The following is a 17,415-nucleotide window of genomic DNA, read 5'->3' as shown; positions in this document are numbered from 1 at the left end:
GGGCGCCGCCCCGGGACGCGTCCGGCGCCGTCCGTCACGCGTTGCCCCCGGCCTTCTCGGCGGCCTGCGCGTTGCGCTGGGCGGCCCGGCCCGGCTGCCCGGCGCCCTTGGCCGCCTCGGTGAGCGACTTCTTGACCCCGTCCAGCAGCTCCAGCCAGCTCGCCTCGAACTTCTCCACGCCCTCCCGTTCCAGGGTGACGATCACGTCGGCCATGTCCACGCCGGCGGCCTGCAGGTCGGTGAAGACCTTGCGGGCGTCGTCGTACGCGCCGGTGATGGTGTCGCCCCGCAGCTCGCCGTGGTCGGCGTACGCGTGGATGGTCGCCTCCGGCATGGTGTTGACCGTGCCCGGGGCGACCAGCTCCTCGACGTACATGACGTCCCGGTAGTCCGGGTTCTTCGTCGAGGTGGACGCCCAGAGCGGGCGCTGCGGGTGCGCGCCGGCGTCGGCCAGGGCCTGCCACCGGTCGGAGCCGAAGACCTCGCAGTAGCGCTCGTACGCGAGTCGGGCGTTGGCGATGGCGGCCTTGCCGCGCACCGCCTTCGCCTCGTCCGAGCCGATCTTCTCCAGCCGCTTGTCCACCTCGGTGTCGACCCGGGAGACGAAGAACGACGCCACCGAGCCGATCTTGGACAGGTCGTGCCCGTTCGCCCTCGCCTGCTCCAGACCGGCCAGGAAGGCCTCCATGACCTCCGAGTACCGGTCCAGCCCGAAGATCAGCGTGACGTTCACGCTGATCCCCTGCGCCAGGGTGGCGGTGATCGCCGGCAGGCCCTCCGCGGTGGCCGGGATCTTGACGAACAGGTTCGGCCGGTCGATCAGCCACCACAGCGCTCCGGCCTCGGCGACGGTCTTCTCCGCCTCGTGCGCCAGCCGCGGGTCCACCTCGATGGAGACCCGACCGTCGACCCCGGCGCTCGCGTCGTACGCCGGGCGCATCACGTCGCAGGCCCACCGCACGTCGTACGTGGTGAGCAGGCGGACGGCCTCCTCGACGTCCACCCCGCGGATGGCGAGGTCCTTGAGCTGCCAGTCGTACTCGTCGGCGTCGCTGAGCGCCTTGGCGAAGATGGTCGGGTTGGAGGTCACCCCGACCAGGTGCTTCTCCCGGCGGAGCTGATCGAGCCCGCCGGAGCTCAGCCGATTCCTGGAAAGATCGTCGAGCCAGATCGCCACACCCGCGGCGCTCAGGTCACCAAGCCTGTCGGTCATGTCGTCCACGCTCCCCTCAGTTGCCGGTCGTGAAACCGGTGATGTCGCCCACCCGGGTCAGCGCCGCGTGCGCGGCGGCCACGATCCGGTCGGGGGTGAACCCGAACTGCTCAAAGAGCACGGTGTGCGGCGCGCTCGCCCCGTAGTGCTCCAGGCTCACGCTCTCACCGCTGTCCCCGACGATCCCCCGCCAGGACATGGCGATGCCCGCCTCCACGCTCACCCGTGCCTTTACCCCGCGGGGCAGGACCGACTCCCGGTACGCCTCGTCCTGCGCGAAGAACCACTCCTGGCAGGGCATGGAGACCACCCGGGTCGGGGTGCCGTCGGCCTCCAGCCGTTCCCGGGCGGTGAGGCAGAGCTGCACCTCGGAGCCGGTGCCGACGAGGATCACCTGCGGCCTGCCCCCGGATGCCTCGGCCAGCACGTAGCCGCCCTTGGCGGCACCTTCCGCGCCGGCCAGCTCGGTGCGGTCGAAGGTCGGCAGCGCCTGGCGGCTGAGCGCCAGCGCGGTCGGCCGGTCGGTGTGATCCAGGGCCTGCCGCCACGCCCAGACGGTCTCGTTGGCGTCGGCCGGGCGGACCACGTCCAGGCCGGGGATGGCGCGCAGCGCGGTCAGGTGCTCCACCGGCTGGTGGGTCGGGCCGTCCTCGCCGAGGCCGATCGAGTCGTGCGTCCAGACGTAGACCACGGGCAGCTTCATCAGTGCGGCCAGCCGCACCGAGGGGCGCATGTAGTCGCTGAAGACCAGGAACGTGCCGCCGTACGGGCGGGTGCCGCCGTGCAGCGCGATGCCGTTGAGGATCGCGCCCATGGCGTGCTCACGGATGCCGAAGTGCAGGGTGCGGCCGTACTCGTCGCCGGGGAAGTCCTTGGTCGCGTGCTCCGCGGGGATGAAGGACGGCTCGCCCTTCATGGTGGTGTTGTTGCTCTCCGCCAGGTCGGCGGAGCCGCCCCACAGCTCGGGCAGCATCGGGGCGAGGGCCTCCAGGACCTTGCCGGAGGCGGCCCGGGTGGCCACGCCCTTGGCGTCGGCCGGGAAGGTCGGCAGGGCGTCGGCCCAGCCCTGCGGGAGGGCCCGGCCAGACAGCCGGTCCCAGAGCGCCTTGCGCTCCGGGTGGGCCTGCGCCCACGCGTCGAACGCGGTGGTCCAGGCCGCCTGGGCCTCGGCGCCGCGCTCCATCACCTGGCGGGCGTGCTTGAGGACCTCCTCGTCGACCTCGAAGGTGCGCTCCGGGTCGAAGCCGAGGATCTGCTTGGTGGCCTTCACCTCGTCGGCGCCGAGCGCCGAGCCGTGGATCTTGCCGGTGTTCTTCTTGTTGGGCGCGGGCCAGCCGATGATGGTGCGCAGCGAGATGAGGGAGGGACGACCGGTCTCCACCTTGGCGGCCAGCAGCGCCCGGTGGAGCGCCTCGACGTCCTCGTGGTAGTCGTCCAGGTCGGCGTCGCCGCGGCGCCAGTCGACGGTCTGCACGTGCCAGCCGTACGCCTCGTAACGGGCCGCGACGTCCTCGCTCTTGGCGATCCGGGTGTCGTCCTCGATCGAGATCTCGTTGTCGTCGTAGATGACGCAGAGGTTGCCGAGCTGCTGGTGGCCAGCGAGGGCGCTGGCCTCGTGGGTGATGCCCTCCTCGATGTCGCCGTCGGAGGCGATGCACCAGATGTCGTGGTCGAAGGGGGAGTCGCCCCGGTCCGACTCGGGGTCGAAGAGGCCGCGCTCGCGGCGGGCCGCCATGGCCATGCCGACCGCATTGCCGAGGCCCTGGCCGAGCGGGCCGGTGGTGGTCTCCACGCCCGGGGTGTGGCCGTGCTCCGGGTGACCCGGGGTGAGCGAGCCCCACTGGCGCAGCGCCTTGAGGTCGTCCAGGCCCAGCGGGTAGCCGGAGAGGAAGAGCTGGATGTAGAGGGTCAGGCTGGAGTGGCCGGCGGAGAGCACGAACCGGTCCCGGCCGGGCCAGTTCGGGTCGGCCGGGTTGTGCCGCATGACCCGGTTGAAAAGGAGGTACGCCGCCGGGGCGAGGCTCATCGCCGTGCCCGGGTGGCCGTTGCCGGATTTCTCCACGGCGTCCATGGCCAGCACGCGGACCGTGTCGACGGCCCGGCGGTCGAGGTCGGACCAGTTGAGATCGGGAAGCTCGGGTCGGTTGGCAGCCACGATGGTTGTGCTCCTCGGCAGATGGGCGGAACCCTCACTGATGACCCTATCGAGCGGCCCTAAACGTCCGCCCGGGGATCTCTGCATGGTGTTCTGTACGCGTCCGACCGGATCAGCCGTTCACCGGGGACTGTGACGGCTGGCACCGTTGTCGGGTCTGCGGGGCAGCGAAAACGACGACGCGTAGTGTGTGTGGCGGTGTGTTGACCCGGACGGGTCCGCCGCCGACCCCGACCTCCCCCGCCGAAGCCGGAAGGTGGCAATCCGTGAGCATGATCACCGAGCGCCCCGTCAGCAACTCTGCCGGGCAGCCGCCGGTGCGTGCGGTGGCGGAGGGGTCGGCGACCGGGCGGCGGGACGTGCGGGCCGTGGTGGCCGCGTACGTGGCCCTCACCAAGCCGCGGATCGTCGAGTTGCTGCTGGTCACCACGGTGCCGGCGATGATGCTCGCCGACGGCGGGATGCCCTCGCTCTGGCTGGTGGCCGTGGTGCTGGTCGGCGGCTCGCTCGCCGCCGGCGCGGCCAGCGTGCTCAACTGCTACATCGACCGGGACATCGACCAGTTGATGCGGCGCACCAAGCGTCGTCCGCTGCCCGCCCACACCGTCTCGCCGCGCAACGCGCTGGTCTTCGGCCTGGTGCTGGCGGTCGTGTCGGTCGCGCTCATGGCCGCGTTCACCAACTGGCTGGCGACCGGGCTGACCCTGGCCGCGATCGCCTACTACGACCTGGTCTACACGCTCTGGCTCAAGCGGACCACGGCGGCCAACACCTTCTGGGGTGGCGCCTGCGGGGCGGCGCCGGTGCTGATCGGCTGGGCCGCGGTCACCGGCTCGCTGTCCCCGGCCGCGTGGGGGCTCTTCGCGGTGGTCTTCTTCTGGCAGATGCCGCACTTCTACGCGCTGGCGATCAAGTACAAGGCCGACTACGCCCGGGCCGGCATCCCGATGCTGCCGGTGGTGGCGTCGGTCCGCCGGGTGAACGCCGAGATCATCGTCTTCTCCTGGCTTACCCTGCTCTCCTCGCTGGCCGTCTGGCCGCTGGGCATGAGCCCGATCTACGGGGTCACCGCCCTGGCGGTCGGCGGCATCTTCGTCGTCGAGGCGCACAAGCTCTGCCGGCGCGCGGCGCGCGGCGAGGCGGTCAAGCCGATGCGGCTGTTCCACTGGTCCACCACCTACCTCACCATCCTCTTCGCGGCCGTCGCGCTTGACGCCCTGGTGTAGGGACCCCACCCGCACTGACCGGAGTGGATGATTTCCCGCAGGTCGCGGATTTCACCAAGACTTTTTTCGGGCTGAGTTCGGCCGGTTCAAGTCGGACAGATTGTGACGATCTTCGCTGTCCGCTTTGCCCGGGTAAAGGCGACATGTCCGGGCGAATTACCTGTGGTCTTCCTTAAACCCGTAGGTAATTGGCATCACAATTAGTTCATGGTTCTCGCACATGTGGGTGGAACACTGCTTAGGCTTCGCGTCATGGCAGATGGTTCCGATACGACGCTGACGGCTGACAAGACCCTCGTCGAGCAGGCCCCCGACGGCCTGGTCGCGGGCATCAAGTCGTTCGCCGCCGAGCACGGCGGGGCGAAGGCGGTCATCGAGTACGTCGGCAAGCGCGGCGCGCGCATCGTCCTCGTGGGTACCGACGGGGCGTGGGCCGACCAGTTCGCGGACGGCACCGACGTCGCGCGGCAGGCCTGCGCCACGGCAGGGGTCACCGTCGAGAACGCCTGGGAGCGTGAACTGATGGACCAGATGCGGCCGAGCAACGACCTCTGGCGGTCGATGGCCCGACGCACGATGGCCCGTTGACATAAATTGACCAACCACCACCAGCCGACCCGGGGGGAACCCCGGGTCGCTCTCGTCACCTGTTCCGCCCTGCCCGACCTCGACCCGGACGACCGGCTCGTGCTCGGTCCGCTCGCCGGCCGTGGCATCACCGCCGAGGCGGCCCGCTGGGACGACCCGACCGTGGACTGGTCCGGGTACGACCTGGTCGTGCTCCGCTCGCCCTGGGACTACGCGCTGCGCCGCGACGAGTTCGTGGCCTGGGCACAGACCGTCCCGCGACTGGTCAACCCCGCCGACGTGGTCGCCTGGAACACGGACAAGCGCTACCTCGCCGAGCTGTCCGCGGCAGGCGTGCCGACCGTGGCGACGGCCTGGGTCGAGCCGGGGGAGGAGTGGACCCCGCCCGCCGAGCCGGGCGAGTACGTGCTCAAGCCGGCGGTCAGCGCGGGCAGCCAGGACACCGGCCGGTACGACCTGGCCGACCCGGAGCACCGGGAGCTCGCCGTGGCGCACGTGCGGCGGCTCTCCGCCGCCGGCCGGGTCACCATGGTCCAGCCGTACCTCGGTGCGGTGGACACCGCCGGGGAGACCGCGCTGCTCTTCCTGGCCGGGCCCGACGGCCTGGCCTTCAGCCACGCGATCCGCAAGGGGCCGATGCTGACCGGCCCCGACCTGGGCGTGGCCGAGCTCTACAAGGAGGAGCAGATCGACGCCCGGACGGCCACGCCCGAGCAGCTCGACACCGCGGAGAAGACCCTCGCGGTGGTCCCGGGCGGCACGGACCGGCTGCTCTACGCCCGGGTCGACCTCATTCCCGGCCCGGACGGCGCGCCCGTCCTGGTCGAGCTGGAGCTCACCGAGCCCAGCCTGTTCATCGGGTACGCCGACGGCGCCCCGGACCGCCTCGCCGCGGCGATCGCGGCCCACCTCAGCTGACCCGTCCGGGTGCGCCGGCCGGCGCTCCCGGCGACGGCCGGCGCACCCGCTCCGGAGGCGTCAGTCGTCGCCGGAGTGGTTGCGCTGCCAGTGCCCGCCCACCGGGGGCGTGTCCAGGCGCACCGCCTCCTCGGCGTTGCCGACGAAGTCGTTGCCCTCCACCCGGCCGGACACGCAGTTGCCCTGTCCGGTGATCCACAACCCGTACGTCTGGGTCTGGTCGTCCCGGTGGTCCCAGACCCGGTTGCCCCGCACGGTGGCGGAGTCGAACGGGGCGTTTACGGTGATCCCGGCGCGGACCGCCGGCGGGTCCGGCAGCTCGTACCGGGAGCCGGGCGGCGGGGTGTCCTCGTTCCACCCGGTCACCGAGTCCGGCCGCACCGCGGCGAGGGTCAGCTCGGTGTCGCTGTTCGCCACGACCACAGCGGCCCGCGAGCCGACCTGGACCGTCTTCCCCCGGTGCCCGTCGTGCGGCCAGTGCGCCGCCCTGTCGACCATTTTGCGGTGGCCGTAGCGCACCGACTCCCCGGCCCCGGTCGAGGCCGGCGCGCACCGGCGACCGTTGTTGCGGATCCGGTTGTTCACCACCGTCGCGTCGGTCATCGGGCGGTCGATCCGGATGCCGTCCAGGCCGTTCTCCCAGATCTCGTTGCCGTCGAGCACCACGTCGGAGGCGGCCCCGGTGAAGCCCTGCCCCAGGTCGTGCTCGTGGTACCCGTGACCACCGTTGCGGCTGATCCGGTTTCCCCGGATCGTGTACGGCCCGGGGGAGTTGCCCATGCTGATCCCGTCGCCGACGTTGCAGTCGATCACGCAGTCGGTGAGCAGCCCGCCGCGACCGGCGACCCCCGCGGTCCCGTTGGCCGAGACGTCGAAACCGGCCTCCAGGTTGTCGCTGAGGGTGCAGGCCGACACGATCAGCCCGTCGGTGCCCCAGTCCGAGATGCCGAAGCGGTTCGCCTGGCTGTGGCAGCCGACGATGCGGTAGCCGCGCGGCGGCGTCCAGTAGTCCTTCTGCAGCTCCAGGAAGATCCCATTGGTGCCGTTGCCGACGGTCGTGCAGTTGGCGATGGTCAGCCGCTCCACGGCGCCCCAACCGCCCACACCGACCCCGATGCCGGCCCCGCCCATCTGCTCGCCGTTGTCCAGCCGGCCGCACCCCACCACGACCACGCCGTCGATCAGGCTGTCCTGAAGGAAGTCGCAGCCGAGCCCGGTCGCCCCGGTGTGGTGGATGTAGAGGTTCCGGAAGACCCCCCGGACCACGTACTGGAGGCCGAGCCCTTTGGCCAGGTAGGAGTACTCGGCCTGGGCCACGCCGGAGCCGTCGATCTCGAAGTCGGCGAAGCTGCAGTCGGCGATGTGCCTCTCCCGACTGGCCCCGTGCTGCACCACGGTCCAGAAGGCCAGCGGCACCGGGTCGGCCCGGTTGCCCTCGTTGCTCAGCAGGAAGCGGGTCGCGGCCGGCCCGGCGCCGATCAGCGACACCCCGCTGCGCCACACCGTGCCGGCGTCCCGGATCGAGTAGATGCCGGGCGGGCAGTAGATCACCCGGGCCCGGCCGTCCGCGGCGTACCCGTCGCCCAGCCGGTCCACCAGCGCGGACAGCGCCGGCTGGTCGTTGGTCACCCCGTCCCCGGTGAGCCCGAACTCCCGCGCGTCGCACCAGAGCGGCGCGCCGGCCACGGGGGTGAGGCGCTGCGGGACGGCGGTGGACAGCCCTCTGGTGGACACGTGCGCTCCCCTCGGCGTACGGATGCCTCCGCCGCCCGGGTTCCCACCCGGTCCGAGGGTTAACGCCGGGGCAGGGTGTCCGGTATCGGGGTCAGGCGGCGGCGGTGACCGGTTCGGCGGCCGGCGCGGGCTGCGCGGGCGGCGCGACCGGGCGGCGCTCCCGGGTCGACCAGAGCATCGCCAGGGTGGCCAGCAGCACCAGGCAGGAGCCGAGCATGTGCGCGGCGACCAGCGCCGCGGGCAGGTGGGTGAAGTACTGGACGAAGCCGATCAGGCCCTGGCCCAGCTCCACCGCGACCAGCACCGTGGCGGCCCGGGTCGCCCGGGCCGCACCGACCGCCCGGAACGCGAACACCAGCGCCACCGATAGGCCGATCAGCAGGAACACCCCGTCGGCGTGCACCTGCGAGATCGCCTGCGGGTCCAGGCCGTTGCGGGCCGCGCCCTGGTCGCCGGCGTGCGGGCCGCTGCCGGTCACCCAGGTCCCGACCACCAGCACCGCCGCGCTCACCAGCGTGGTGAACAGGGCGAGGGTGCGCAGCGGCGCGGGCACGGTGGGCGTCGCCGGCCCGTCGGGGTCCACGGTGCGCCGCCAGAGGGCGTACGCGGCCGCGATGACCACCATCGAGGCGAGGAAGTGCAGCCCGACCACCCACGGGTTGAGGTGGGTCAGCACGGTGATCCCGCCGATCACCGCCTGCGCGGGGATGCCGAACAGCACGGCCAGCGCGAGCGGCAGCAGGCCGCGCGGGCGGGGCCGGCGGGCCAGCACGGCGAGCACCACGGCGAGCGCGATGACCCCCACCGCGAAGGTGAGCAGCCGGTTGCCGAACTCGATCATCCCGTGCAGGCCCATCTCGGGCGTGGTGTGGTACGACTCGTCGGTGCACCGGGGCCAGGTGGGGCAACCGAGCCCGGAGGCGGTGAGCCGGACCGCCCCGCCGGTGACCACGATCGCCACGTTCGCGATGATCGAGGCGTACGCGAGGCGCCGGAGCAGCGTCGGGGTGACCGGGAACCGGACGGAAGGCTTCACGAAGCGAATCCTACGCACCGTAGTTGACCCCGATCGGGTGACTCCGTCACCTCGGTGTTCGGGATCACCGGACCCCGGGTTTGCGGCCCCTCGGCGAATTACGTAACGTTGCCGTTGTGAAAAACGCGGCGGAGCTCTCCGGGCATTCGCCGGCGACCGCCCAGGTCGCCGGCGACGGCAGGTCGGCCGCGTCCACCGATCTTTCCACCCGGGACCGGGTCACCCAGCTCCTGCTGGAGCGGGGGGCGACCACCGCCGCCCAGCTCGGCTCGGCGCTCGGGCTCAGCCCGGCCGCGATCCGCCGCCACCTCGACGCGATGCTCGCCGACGGCGACGTGGTCGCCCGGGAACAGGTCGTGCGGGGCAGCCGGGGGCGGGGCCGCCCGGCCAAGGTCTTCGTGCTGACCGAGGCGGCCCGGGTGCGCTGCGGCACCCACCACTACGACAACATCGCCACCGCCGCGCTGCGCTGGATCGCCCGTAGCGGCGGATCGCAGGCGGTCGAGTCGTTCGCCGCCGAGCAGGTGGCCGCCCTGGAGGAGCGCTGCCGGGCCGCCATGGAGGATGCCGGCGACGACCCGCTCGCCCGGGCGGAGGCGCTCGCCGGGGCGCTGACCGCCGAGGGTTACGCTGCCAACGCGTCCACGATCGCCTCCGGCGGCCAGCTCTGCCAGCACCACTGCCCGGTGGCGCACGTGGCCGCCGAGTTCCCCCAGCTGTGCGAGGCCGAGACCGCGGTGATCTCCCGTCTGGTCGGCACCCACGTGCAGCGCCTGGCCACCATCGCGCACGGCGACGGGGTGTGCACCACGCACATCCCGGCCCAGCCGCGCGCCCAGTCCGGTAAGACCGTCACCACTGTGAGGACAGATAGATGACCGAGCAGATCGTCCAGCCCCTGACCCAGGAGGAGCAGCTCGCCGCCCTCGGTCGCTACGAGTACGGCTGGGCCGACCCCGACGTCGCCGGGGCGTCCGCCCAGCGCGGCCTCAACGAGGCGGTGGTGCGGGACATCTCGGCCAAGAAGAACGAGCCGGCCTGGATGCTCGACCTGCGGCTGAAGGGCCTGCGGCTGTTCGGCCGCAAGCCGATGCCGGCCTGGGGCGCCGACCTGACCGGGATCGACTTCGACAACATCAAGTACTTCGTCCGGTCCACCGAGAAGCAGGCCACCAGCTGGGAGGACCTGCCCGAGGACATCAAGAACACCTACGACCGGCTGGGCATCCCCGAGGCGGAGAAGCAGCGGCTGGTCGCCGGCGTCGCGGCCCAGTACGAGTCCGAGGTCGTCTACCACAAGATCCGCGAGGACCTCGAGGAGCAGGGTGTCGTCTTCCTCGACACCGACACCGCGCTGCGCGAGCACGAGGACCTGTTCAAGGAGTACTTCGGCACGGTGATCCCGGTCGGCGACAACAAGTTCGCCGCGCTGAACACCTCCGTCTGGTCCGGCGGCTCGTTCATCTACGTGCCGAAGGGCGTGCACGTGGAGATCCCGCTGCAGGCCTACTTCCGGATCAACACGGAGAACATGGGCCAGTTCGAGCGGACGCTGATCATCGTGGACGAGGGCGCGTACGTGCACTACGTCGAGGGGTGCACCGCGCCGCTGTACTCCTCCGACTCGCTGCACAGCGCGGTGGTGGAGATCGTCGTCAAGAAGAACGCGCGCTGCCGCTACACGACCATCCAGAACTGGTCGAACAACGTCTACAACCTGGTCACCAAGCGTGCCGTGTGCCACGAGGGCGCGACCATGGAGTGGGTCGACGGCAACATCGGCTCGAAGGTCACCATGAAGTACCCGGCGGTCTACATGACCGGCGAGCACGCCAAGGGTGAGGTGCTCTCGGTGGCCATGGCCGGCGAGGGCCAGCACCAGGACGCCGGCGCCAAGATGGTGCACGCCGCGCCGCACACCTCCTCGACCATCGTGTCGAAGTCGATCGCCCGGGGCGGTGGCCGCACGTCGTACCGGGGCCTGGTGCAGGTGCTGGAGGGCTCGCACAGCAGCCGGAGCACCGTGAAGTGCGACGCGCTGCTGGTCGACACCATCTCCCGTTCCGACACCTACCCGTACGTCGACATCCGCGAGGACGACGTGTCGATGGGGCACGAGGCGACCGTCTCCAAGATCAGCGATGACCAGCTCTTCTACCTGATGAGCCGGGGCCTGAGCGAGGACGAGGCGATGGCGATGATCGTGCGCGGCTTCATCGAGCCGATCGCCAAGGAGCTCCCGATGGAGTACGCCCTGGAGCTCAACCGCCTGATCGAGCTCCAGATGGAGGGCGCGGTCGGCTGACCCGACCACCCCGCGGTGGGCCGGGCCCGACCCGGCCCGCCCCCCGGTTCCACTGACACCGCCGTCGCAGAACAGACCAAGGAAGAGATGACTACCCAGGCTTCCGCGCCGCCCGCCACCAAGTCGCAGGCGCTCCGCTCGTACGACGTCGCCGACTTCCCGGCCCTGACCGGCCTGGAGGAGGAGTGGCGCTTCACCCCGCTCAAGCGCCTCCGCGGCCTGGCCGGCGGGGCGCAGGCCGCGACCGGCACGGTCCGCCACGAGTACGCCGACCTGCCCGAGGGCGTCACCGTCGACCGGATCGGCAGGGACGACCCGCGGCTGGGCAGCGTGCTCACCCCGTTCGACCGGGTCAGCGCGCTGGCGTACGGCGGGGCCGAGCAGGCGCTGCTGGTGCAGGTCGCCCGCGACGCGGTGGTCACCGCCCCGGTGAACCTGCGGGTGGTCGGCGAGGGCGCGGACGCGCTCGCCTTCGGTCACACCTTCGTCGAGGTGGGCCGGTTCGCCGAGGTGACCCTGGTGCTGGAGCACGCCGGCTCCGCCACCCTCGCCGACAACGTCGAGGTGGCCGTGGCCGACGGGGCGAAGCTGACCCTGGTCACCGTCGCCGACTGGGCCGACGACGCGGTGCAGGCGCAGCACCTCAAGCTGAAGCTGGGCCGCGACGCCAAGGTCGTCCACGTGCAGGTGAGCCTCGGCGGCGACCTGGTCCGGCAGTACACCTCGGTGGAGTACACCGAGCGCGGCGGCGAGGCCGAGCTGTACGGCCTCTACTTCGCCGACTCGGGCCAGCACCTGGAGCACCGGCAGCTGGTCGACCACACCGTGCCGGACTGCCGCAGCTACGTCGGCTACCGGGGCGCCCTGCAGGGCGACAGCGCGCACACCGTCTGGGTCGGTGACGTGCTGATCCGGGCCGAGGCGACCGGCACCGACACGTACGAGATCAACCGGAACCTGCTGCTGACCGACGGCGCGCGGGCGGACTCCGTGCCCAACCTGGAGATCGAGACCGGCGAGATCGCCGGCGCCGGGCACGCGAGCGCGACCGGCCGCTTCGACGACGAGCAGCTCTTCTACCTGATGGCCCGCGGCATCCCGGAGGAGGAGGCCCGCCGCCTGGTGGTCCGGGGCTTCTTCGCCGAGCTGATCAACAAGATCCCGGTCGAGGAGCTGCGCGAGCGGCTCGGCGACGCGATCGAGGCCCGCCTGACGAAGGCCGGCGCCTGATGATCCGGATCTGCGCCGTCGAGGACGTGCCGAAGGGCACCGCGATCAGCGCCGACGTCGACGGAACCCAGCTCGCGATCGTGCACGGTGAGGACGACAACTTCTACGCCGTGTACGACGAGTGCTCGCACGCCGCCGTGGCCCTCTCCGAGGGCGAGGTCGAGGGCTGCACGCTGGAATGCTGGCTGCACGGTTCCCGTTTCGACCTGCGTACCGGCGAGCCCACCGGGCTGCCCGCGACCGAACCCGTACCCGTCTACCCCGTCGAAGTCCGCGACGGCGACATCTACGTCAGTCTGACGCCGAGTAATGGAGTGACCCGATAATGAGCACCCTGGAGATCCGCGACCTGAAGGTGTCGGTCAAGCTGCCCGAGGGTGAGCTCAAGCCGATCCTGGCCGGTGTCGACCTGACCGTGAAGTCGGGCGAGACCCACGCCATCATGGGCCCGAACGGCTCCGGCAAGTCCACCCTGGCGTACTCGATCGCCGGTCACCCCAAGTACGAGATCACCGGCGGCTCGGTGACCCTGGACGGCGAGGACGTGCTGGCCATGTCCGTCGACGAGCGGGCCCGCGCCGGCCTCTTCCTGGCCATGCAGTACCCGGTCGAGGTGCCCGGCGTCTCGGTCGCGAACTTCCTGCGTACCGCCAAGACCGCGATCGACGGCGAGGCGCCGAAGCTGCGTACCTGGGCCGGCGAGCTGCGCGGCGCCATGGAGAAGCTCCAGATGGACCCGGCGTTCGCCCAGCGCAACGTCAACGAGGGCTTCTCCGGCGGCGAGAAGAAGCGGCACGAGATCGTGCAGCTCGAGCTGCTCAAGCCGAGGATGGCCATCCTCGACGAGACCGACTCCGGCCTCGACGTGGACGCGCTGCGCGTGGTCAGCGAGGGCGTGAACCGGGTCCGCGACACCGGCGACACCGGCCTGCTGCTGATCACCCACTACACCCGGATCCTGCGCTACATCAAGCCGGACTTCGTGCACGTCTTCGTCGCCGGCCGGATCGTCGAGCAGGGCGGCCCGGAGCTGGCTGACAAGCTTGAGGAAGAGGGCTACGAGCGGTACGTCGCCGGGGCCGGTTCGGCACGGGCCTGACCGTAGGACAAGGGGCCGCGAGATGACCACCATCGCCATTCCACAGGGGATGCCGCAGTACGACGACGTGCCGCGTTTCGACGTGGCCAGGGTGCGCGCCGACTTCCCGATCCTCGACCGGGAGGTCAACGGGCACCGGCTGGTCTATCTCGACAGCGCCAACACCTCGCACAAGCCGCGTCAGGTGCTCGACGTGCTCGCCGAGCACTACGCCGTGCACAACGCCAACGTGTCGCGCTCGGTGCACACCCTGGGCACCGAGGCGACCGAGGCGTACGAGGGGGCCCGGGCGAAGATCGCCGGGTTCATCAACGCGCCGAGCGTGGACGAGGTGGTGTTCACCAAGAACTCCACCGAGGCGATCAACCTCGTGGCGTACGCGTTCTCCAACGCCTCGCTGCGGCCCGACGCCGACCCGCGGTTCCGGATCGGGCCCGGCGACGAGATCGTGATCTCCGAGATGGAGCACCATTCCAACATCGTCCCGTGGCAGCTCCTCGCGGAGCGGACCGGCGCGACCCTGCGCTGGTTCCCGGTCACCGACCACGGCCGGCTCGACGAGTCCGGGCTGGCGGACCTGGTCACCGAGCGGACGAAGATCGTCTCGCTGGTGCACATGTCGAACATCCTCGGCACGGTGAACGCCACCTCGCGGATCACCCAGCGGGTCCGTGAGGTGGGCGCCCTGCTGCTGCTCGACTGCTCGCAGTCGGTGCCGCACATGCCGATGGACGTGGTCGACTACGACGCCGACTTCATCGTCTTCACCGGCCACAAGATGTGCGGCCCGACCGGCATCGGCGTGCTGTGGGGTCGGTCCGAGCTGCTCGCGGCCATGCCGCCGGTGCTGGGCGGCGGGTCGATGATCGAGACGGTGTCGATGGCGCGGTCGACGTTCGCCGCGCCGCCGGCCCGGTTCGAGGCGGGCACCCCGCCGATCGCCGAGGCGGTGGCGCTCGGCGCGGCGGTGGACTACCTCAGCGGGATCGGGATGCGCGCCATCCAGTGGCACGAGAAGGAGCTGACGGCGTACGCGCTGGACGCCCTCGCCACCGTGCCCGGGCTGCGGGTCTTCGGCCCGAACGTGCCGGTCGGCCGGGGCGGGACGATCTCGTTCGCGCTCGGCGACGTGCACCCGCACGACGTCGGGCAGGTGCTCGACTCGCTCGGCGTGCAGGTACGGGTGGGGCACCACTGCGCGAAGCCGGTGTGCACCCGGTTCGGCGTCCCGGCCACGACCCGGGCGTCGTTCTACCTGTACACCACCACGGAGGAGATCGACGCGCTGGTGGCCGGTCTCGAGCAGGTGCGGAAGGTGTTCGACTGATGCAGCTCGACCAGCTCTACCAGGAGATCATCCTGGATCACTACAAGCACCCGCACGGCCGTGGCCTGCGGGACGCTACCGAACCGGACGCCCGGGTCGGCGAAGCGCACCACGTCAACCCGACCTGCGGTGACGAGATCACCGTGCGGGTGACCACCGACGGCAAGGTGTTCACCGACATCTCGTACGACGGGATGGGCTGCTCGATCAGCCAGGCGTCGGCGAGCGTGCTGCACGAGCTGCTGCGTGGCCGGGCGGTGGACGACGCCGCGGTGGTGCACGAGGCGTTCGTCGAGTTGATGTCCGGGCGTGGCCAGGTCACGCCGGACGAGGAAGTGCTCGGGGACGGGGTGGCGTTCGCGGGTGTCGCGCGCTACCCGGCCCGGGTGAAGTGCGCGCTGCTGTCGTGGATGGCGTTCAAGGACGCCGCGACACGCGCCGGGGTGGGCGTGAGCCCGACGGAGGTGAAGGCATGAGCAGCGAGGAAACCACCACGCCGGAGGCGGGTGCCGTGGCGACCGACGGCGCGGCGACGCCGGCCACCGACGCGGCCGCTCCGGCCGGCGGCGGCAAGGCGGCGATCGCCGACATCGAGGAGGCGATGAAGGACGTCGTCGACCCCGAGCTGGGCATCAACGTGGTCGACCTCGGCCTGGTGTACGGGGTTCACGTCGACGACGACAACGTGGCCACCCTGGACATGACGCTGACCTCGGCGGCCTGCCCGCTCACCGACGTGATCGAGGACCAGGCCCGGCAGGCGCTGACCACCGGCCCGGGCGGCGGGCTGGTCGACGACATCCGGATCAACTGGGTGTGGCTCCCGCCGTGGGGTCCCGACAAGATCACCGACGAGGGTCGCGACCAGCTTCGCTCCCTCGGCTTCAACGTCTGACCCGCACCCGCTCACCCCTTCTGCCTCGCGGGGAAATGGGGTGGCGGGGGAGCGCGGTGGGGGCTCAGGATGACGGGGTGATCGAGGCGCACCCGAAGCAGGTCCCTGTCCACGCGGCCACCGCCGCGCGTCGACAGCGCACCGTGCCGCCGGCCGCCTCGACCCCCCGTTCACCGTCGTGAACGGGGCGTTCCTCGCCGGCCTGGTGGCCGGCTACGGCGTCGCGATCCCGGTCGGTGCGATCGGCGTCCTCATCCTCGGGCTCAGCGCCCGTACCTCGTTCCGGGTCGGCGCGGCCGCGGCCCTCGCCGTGGCGACCGCTGACGGGCTCTACGCGGCGGCGGCCGCGCTCGGCGGCGCCGGCCTCGCCCGGGTCATCGCGCCGGCCGCCGGCCCGCTGCGGGTGGCCGCCGCCCTGGTTCTGCTCGGGCTCGCCGGCCACGGCCTGTGGCGGGTCTGGGTCGCGCGGCGGTCGGGGGCGACCCGGGAGTCGCCCGCGGGCGGAGGGCTGAGCACCCCCAGCCGGGCGTACGCCGCGGTGCTCGGGCTGACCCTGCTGAATCCCGCCACGGTGCTCTACTTCGCCGCCCTGGTCCTCGGCCGTCGCGACGCCGCCGACCCGGACGCGGCGACCGCGACGCTCTTCGTCACCGGGGCGTTTCTGGCCTCGGCGAGCTGGCAGCTGCTCCTCGCCGGCGGCGGCACGGTGGTCGGCCGGGCCCTCGCCGGGCCCCGCGGCCGGCTGGTCACCGGCCTGGTCTCCAGCGCGCTCATCGCCGCGCTGGCGGTGGCCGCGCTGCTGCCCGGGTGAGTTCGGTACGGTCGGGCGGTGACCAGCCGACCCGCAGCCGGGGGCGGCCGGTGGGTCGAGGTCGACCCGGCCCGCGTCACCCGCTGGGTCGAGGGCTTCGCCGACCGGCACGGCCCACCCACCACCACGATCGAGGGGTACGGGCTCCTGCTCGCCGCCCCGGACGGCGCGACCGCCGAGCTGCACACCCCGCCCGGCGCGCCGGCCAGCCCCGACCTGCCCGGGTTCGTGGCCGCCGCGGGCGCGGCGCGCCGGCTCGGCCTGCTGCTGGCCCGCAAGGGCGCGGTGGCCGTCGGGGTCGCCGAGGGCACCGAGCTGGTCGTCTCCAAGGTGGACACCCGGTACGTGCAGGGGCGCACCGCCGCGGGCGGGTGGTCGCAGCAGCGGTTCGCCCGGCGACGGGACAACCAGGCGAAGGCGGCCCTCGGCGACGCGGTGGAACTGGCCGTACGCCTGCTGCTGCCGGAGGCGGCGAGCCTCGCGGCTCTGGTCTGCGGCGGCGACCGGCGGGCGGTGGACAACGTGCTGGCCGACCGCCGGCTGGCCCCCCTCGCGGAGCGGCGGGCCGACCGGCTGCTCGACGTGCCGGAGCCCCGGCACGTGGTGCTGGTCGGTGCGGTGGCGGCCGCCCGCGCGGTGCACGTCCGGGTCCGCGACCCCGACCCCGACACCCAGGGCTGACCTTTGGCGGGCGCCTCTGGGCACCGTCCTGCCCGGTCCGTGGCTGCCCTTGCCGACCGACCGTTGCCCGGGCGCTCCTCGTTCGGAAGCGAGCCGCCGGAGCCGCCCATGCTGTGCAGGACGCTACAAACCTGATGACGTAGGCGATTCACACCCGGATCAGCGCTTCGGTGATCATCTCGCTGTCCGCTGTCCGC

Annotated in this window: 17 protein-coding genes; 13 read left to right on the top strand and 4 right to left on the bottom strand. The window is 71.8% G+C overall.

Features of this window, described 5'->3' with window-relative positions; all coding sequences use genetic code 11:
• Positions 1–34 precede the first annotated feature (34 nt).
• Positions 35–1,213, bottom strand: a complete 1,179-nt coding sequence (gene tal / locus ACL02O_RS24515) for a transaldolase (RefSeq protein WP_412820500.1) — start codon at positions 1,211–1,213, stop codon at positions 35–37.
• Between the two features lie 16 nt (positions 1,214–1,229).
• Positions 1,230–3,368 carry a transketolase gene (gene tkt, locus ACL02O_RS24510; protein WP_412820499.1) on the bottom strand — a complete coding sequence of 713 codons (2,139 nt, stop codon included), beginning with the start codon at positions 3,366–3,368 and terminating at the stop codon, positions 1,230–1,232.
• Positions 3,369–3,634: 266 nt separating this feature from the next.
• Here tkt and ACL02O_RS24505 point away from each other — a divergent pair, with 266 nt between their 5' ends.
• From ACL02O_RS24505 to ACL02O_RS24495, 3 genes are all read left to right on the top strand, one after another.
• Positions 3,635–4,594, top strand: coding sequence for a heme o synthase (locus ACL02O_RS24505; protein ID WP_412820498.1), 960 nt, complete (start codon positions 3,635–3,637; stop codon positions 4,592–4,594).
• A gap of 252 nt (positions 4,595–4,846) precedes the next feature.
• Positions 4,847–5,182, top strand: coding sequence for a hypothetical protein (locus ACL02O_RS24500; RefSeq protein WP_412820497.1), 336 nt, complete (start codon positions 4,847–4,849; stop codon positions 5,180–5,182).
• A gap of 6 nt (positions 5,183–5,188) precedes the next feature.
• A complete protein-coding gene (locus tag ACL02O_RS24495; RefSeq protein ID WP_412820496.1) occupies positions 5,189–6,100 on the top strand; it encodes an ATP-grasp domain-containing protein in 912 nt (303 codons plus the stop codon).
• 60 nt (positions 6,101–6,160) lie between these two features.
• On the opposite strand, the gene ACL02O_RS24490 is transcribed toward ACL02O_RS24495, so the two are convergent.
• Together ACL02O_RS24490 and ACL02O_RS24485 are read right to left on the bottom strand one after the other, a co-directional pair.
• On the bottom strand, positions 6,161–7,834 hold the full coding sequence (locus tag ACL02O_RS24490) for a right-handed parallel beta-helix repeat-containing protein (protein ID WP_412820495.1): 1,674 nt from the start codon (positions 7,832–7,834) through the stop codon (positions 6,161–6,163).
• Positions 7,835–7,925: 91 nt separating this feature from the next.
• Positions 7,926–8,888: a COX15/CtaA family protein gene (locus tag ACL02O_RS24485; RefSeq protein WP_412820494.1), complete on the bottom strand. Its 963-nt coding sequence runs from the start codon at positions 8,886–8,888 to the stop codon at positions 7,926–7,928.
• Positions 8,889–8,986: 98 nt separating this feature from the next.
• On the opposite strand from ACL02O_RS24485, the gene ACL02O_RS24480 reads away from it, so the two are divergent.
• From ACL02O_RS24480 to ACL02O_RS24435, 10 genes are all read left to right on the top strand, one after another.
• Positions 8,987–9,748 carry a helix-turn-helix transcriptional regulator gene (locus ACL02O_RS24480; RefSeq protein ID WP_412820493.1) on the top strand — a complete coding sequence of 254 codons (762 nt, stop codon included), beginning with the start codon at positions 8,987–8,989 and terminating at the stop codon, positions 9,746–9,748.
• Positions 9,745–11,175 carry a Fe-S cluster assembly protein SufB gene (gene sufB / locus ACL02O_RS24475; protein ID WP_412820492.1) on the top strand — a complete coding sequence of 477 codons (1,431 nt, stop codon included), beginning with the start codon at positions 9,745–9,747 and terminating at the stop codon, positions 11,173–11,175. Before ACL02O_RS24480 ends, sufB begins: the two co-directional genes overlap by 4 nt.
• Positions 11,176–11,262: 87 nt before the next feature.
• Positions 11,263–12,405: a Fe-S cluster assembly protein SufD gene (gene sufD, locus ACL02O_RS24470; RefSeq protein WP_412820491.1), complete on the top strand. Its 1,143-nt coding sequence runs from the start codon at positions 11,263–11,265 to the stop codon at positions 12,403–12,405.
• Positions 12,405–12,731 carry a non-heme iron oxygenase ferredoxin subunit gene (locus tag ACL02O_RS24465; RefSeq protein WP_412820490.1) on the top strand — a complete coding sequence of 109 codons (327 nt, stop codon included), beginning with the start codon at positions 12,405–12,407 and terminating at the stop codon, positions 12,729–12,731. Before sufD ends, ACL02O_RS24465 begins: the two co-directional genes overlap by 1 nt.
• Positions 12,731–13,504, top strand: a complete 774-nt coding sequence (gene sufC, locus ACL02O_RS24460) for a Fe-S cluster assembly ATPase SufC (protein ID WP_123241429.1) — start codon at positions 12,731–12,733, stop codon at positions 13,502–13,504. Before ACL02O_RS24465 ends, sufC begins: the two co-directional genes overlap by 1 nt.
• A 22-nt stretch (positions 13,505–13,526) precedes the next feature.
• A complete protein-coding gene (locus ACL02O_RS24455) occupies positions 13,527–14,831 on the top strand; it encodes a cysteine desulfurase (RefSeq protein WP_412820489.1) in 1,305 nt (434 codons plus the stop codon).
• Complete coding sequence (gene sufU / locus ACL02O_RS24450) at positions 14,831–15,307, top strand: Fe-S cluster assembly sulfur transfer protein SufU (protein WP_412820488.1); 477 nt, start codon at positions 14,831–14,833, stop codon at positions 15,305–15,307. Before ACL02O_RS24455 ends, sufU begins: the two co-directional genes overlap by 1 nt.
• Entirely contained in the window at positions 15,304–15,726 is a 423-nt protein-coding gene (locus ACL02O_RS24445) for a metal-sulfur cluster assembly factor (RefSeq protein WP_412820487.1), read from the top strand. The genes sufU and ACL02O_RS24445 overlap by 4 nt, the downstream gene beginning before the upstream one ends.
• Positions 15,727–15,904: 178 nt before the next feature.
• The gene (locus tag ACL02O_RS24440) at positions 15,905–16,537 is read left to right on the top strand and encodes a LysE family transporter (protein WP_412820486.1); all 633 of its coding nucleotides are present in this window, start codon (positions 15,905–15,907) and stop codon (positions 16,535–16,537) included.
• Positions 16,538–16,555: 18 nt separating this feature from the next.
• Positions 16,556–17,218, top strand: coding sequence for an acVLRF1 family peptidyl-tRNA hydrolase (locus ACL02O_RS24435; RefSeq protein ID WP_412820485.1), 663 nt, complete (start codon positions 16,556–16,558; stop codon positions 17,216–17,218).
• Positions 17,219–17,415 lie beyond the last annotated feature (197 nt).

The sequence above is a fragment of the Micromonospora mangrovicola genome (genome assembly GCF_047200535.1).
In the GTDB taxonomy this organism is placed as follows: domain Bacteria; phylum Actinomycetota; class Actinomycetes; order Mycobacteriales; family Micromonosporaceae; genus Micromonospora.
The sequence above is the reverse complement of the archived record's forward strand: the minus strand, read 5'-3'. Positions and strand labels throughout refer to the sequence as shown.

Bases quoted from the DNA above. Each gene is read 5' to 3' on its own strand.
- tal (WP_412820500.1), bottom strand. From the start codon at position 1,213: ATGACCGACAGGCTTGGTGACCTGAGCGCCGCGGGTGTGGCGATCTGG.
- ACL02O_RS24500 (WP_412820497.1), top strand. From the start codon at position 4,847: ATGGCAGATGGTTCCGATACGACGCTGACGGCTGACAAGACCCTCGTC.
- sufB (WP_412820492.1), top strand. From the start codon at position 9,745: ATGACCGAGCAGATCGTCCAGCCCCTGACCCAGGAGGAGCAGCTCGCC.
- sufD (WP_412820491.1), top strand. From the start codon at position 11,263: ATGACTACCCAGGCTTCCGCGCCGCCCGCCACCAAGTCGCAGGCGCTC.
- ACL02O_RS24465 (WP_412820490.1), top strand. From the start codon at position 12,405: ATGATCCGGATCTGCGCCGTCGAGGACGTGCCGAAGGGCACCGCGATC.
- sufC (WP_123241429.1), top strand. From the start codon at position 12,731: ATGAGCACCCTGGAGATCCGCGACCTGAAGGTGTCGGTCAAGCTGCCC.
- ACL02O_RS24455 (WP_412820489.1), top strand. From the start codon at position 13,527: ATGACCACCATCGCCATTCCACAGGGGATGCCGCAGTACGACGACGTG.
- sufU (WP_412820488.1), top strand. From the start codon at position 14,831: ATGCAGCTCGACCAGCTCTACCAGGAGATCATCCTGGATCACTACAAG.
- ACL02O_RS24445 (WP_412820487.1), top strand. From the start codon at position 15,304: ATGAGCAGCGAGGAAACCACCACGCCGGAGGCGGGTGCCGTGGCGACC.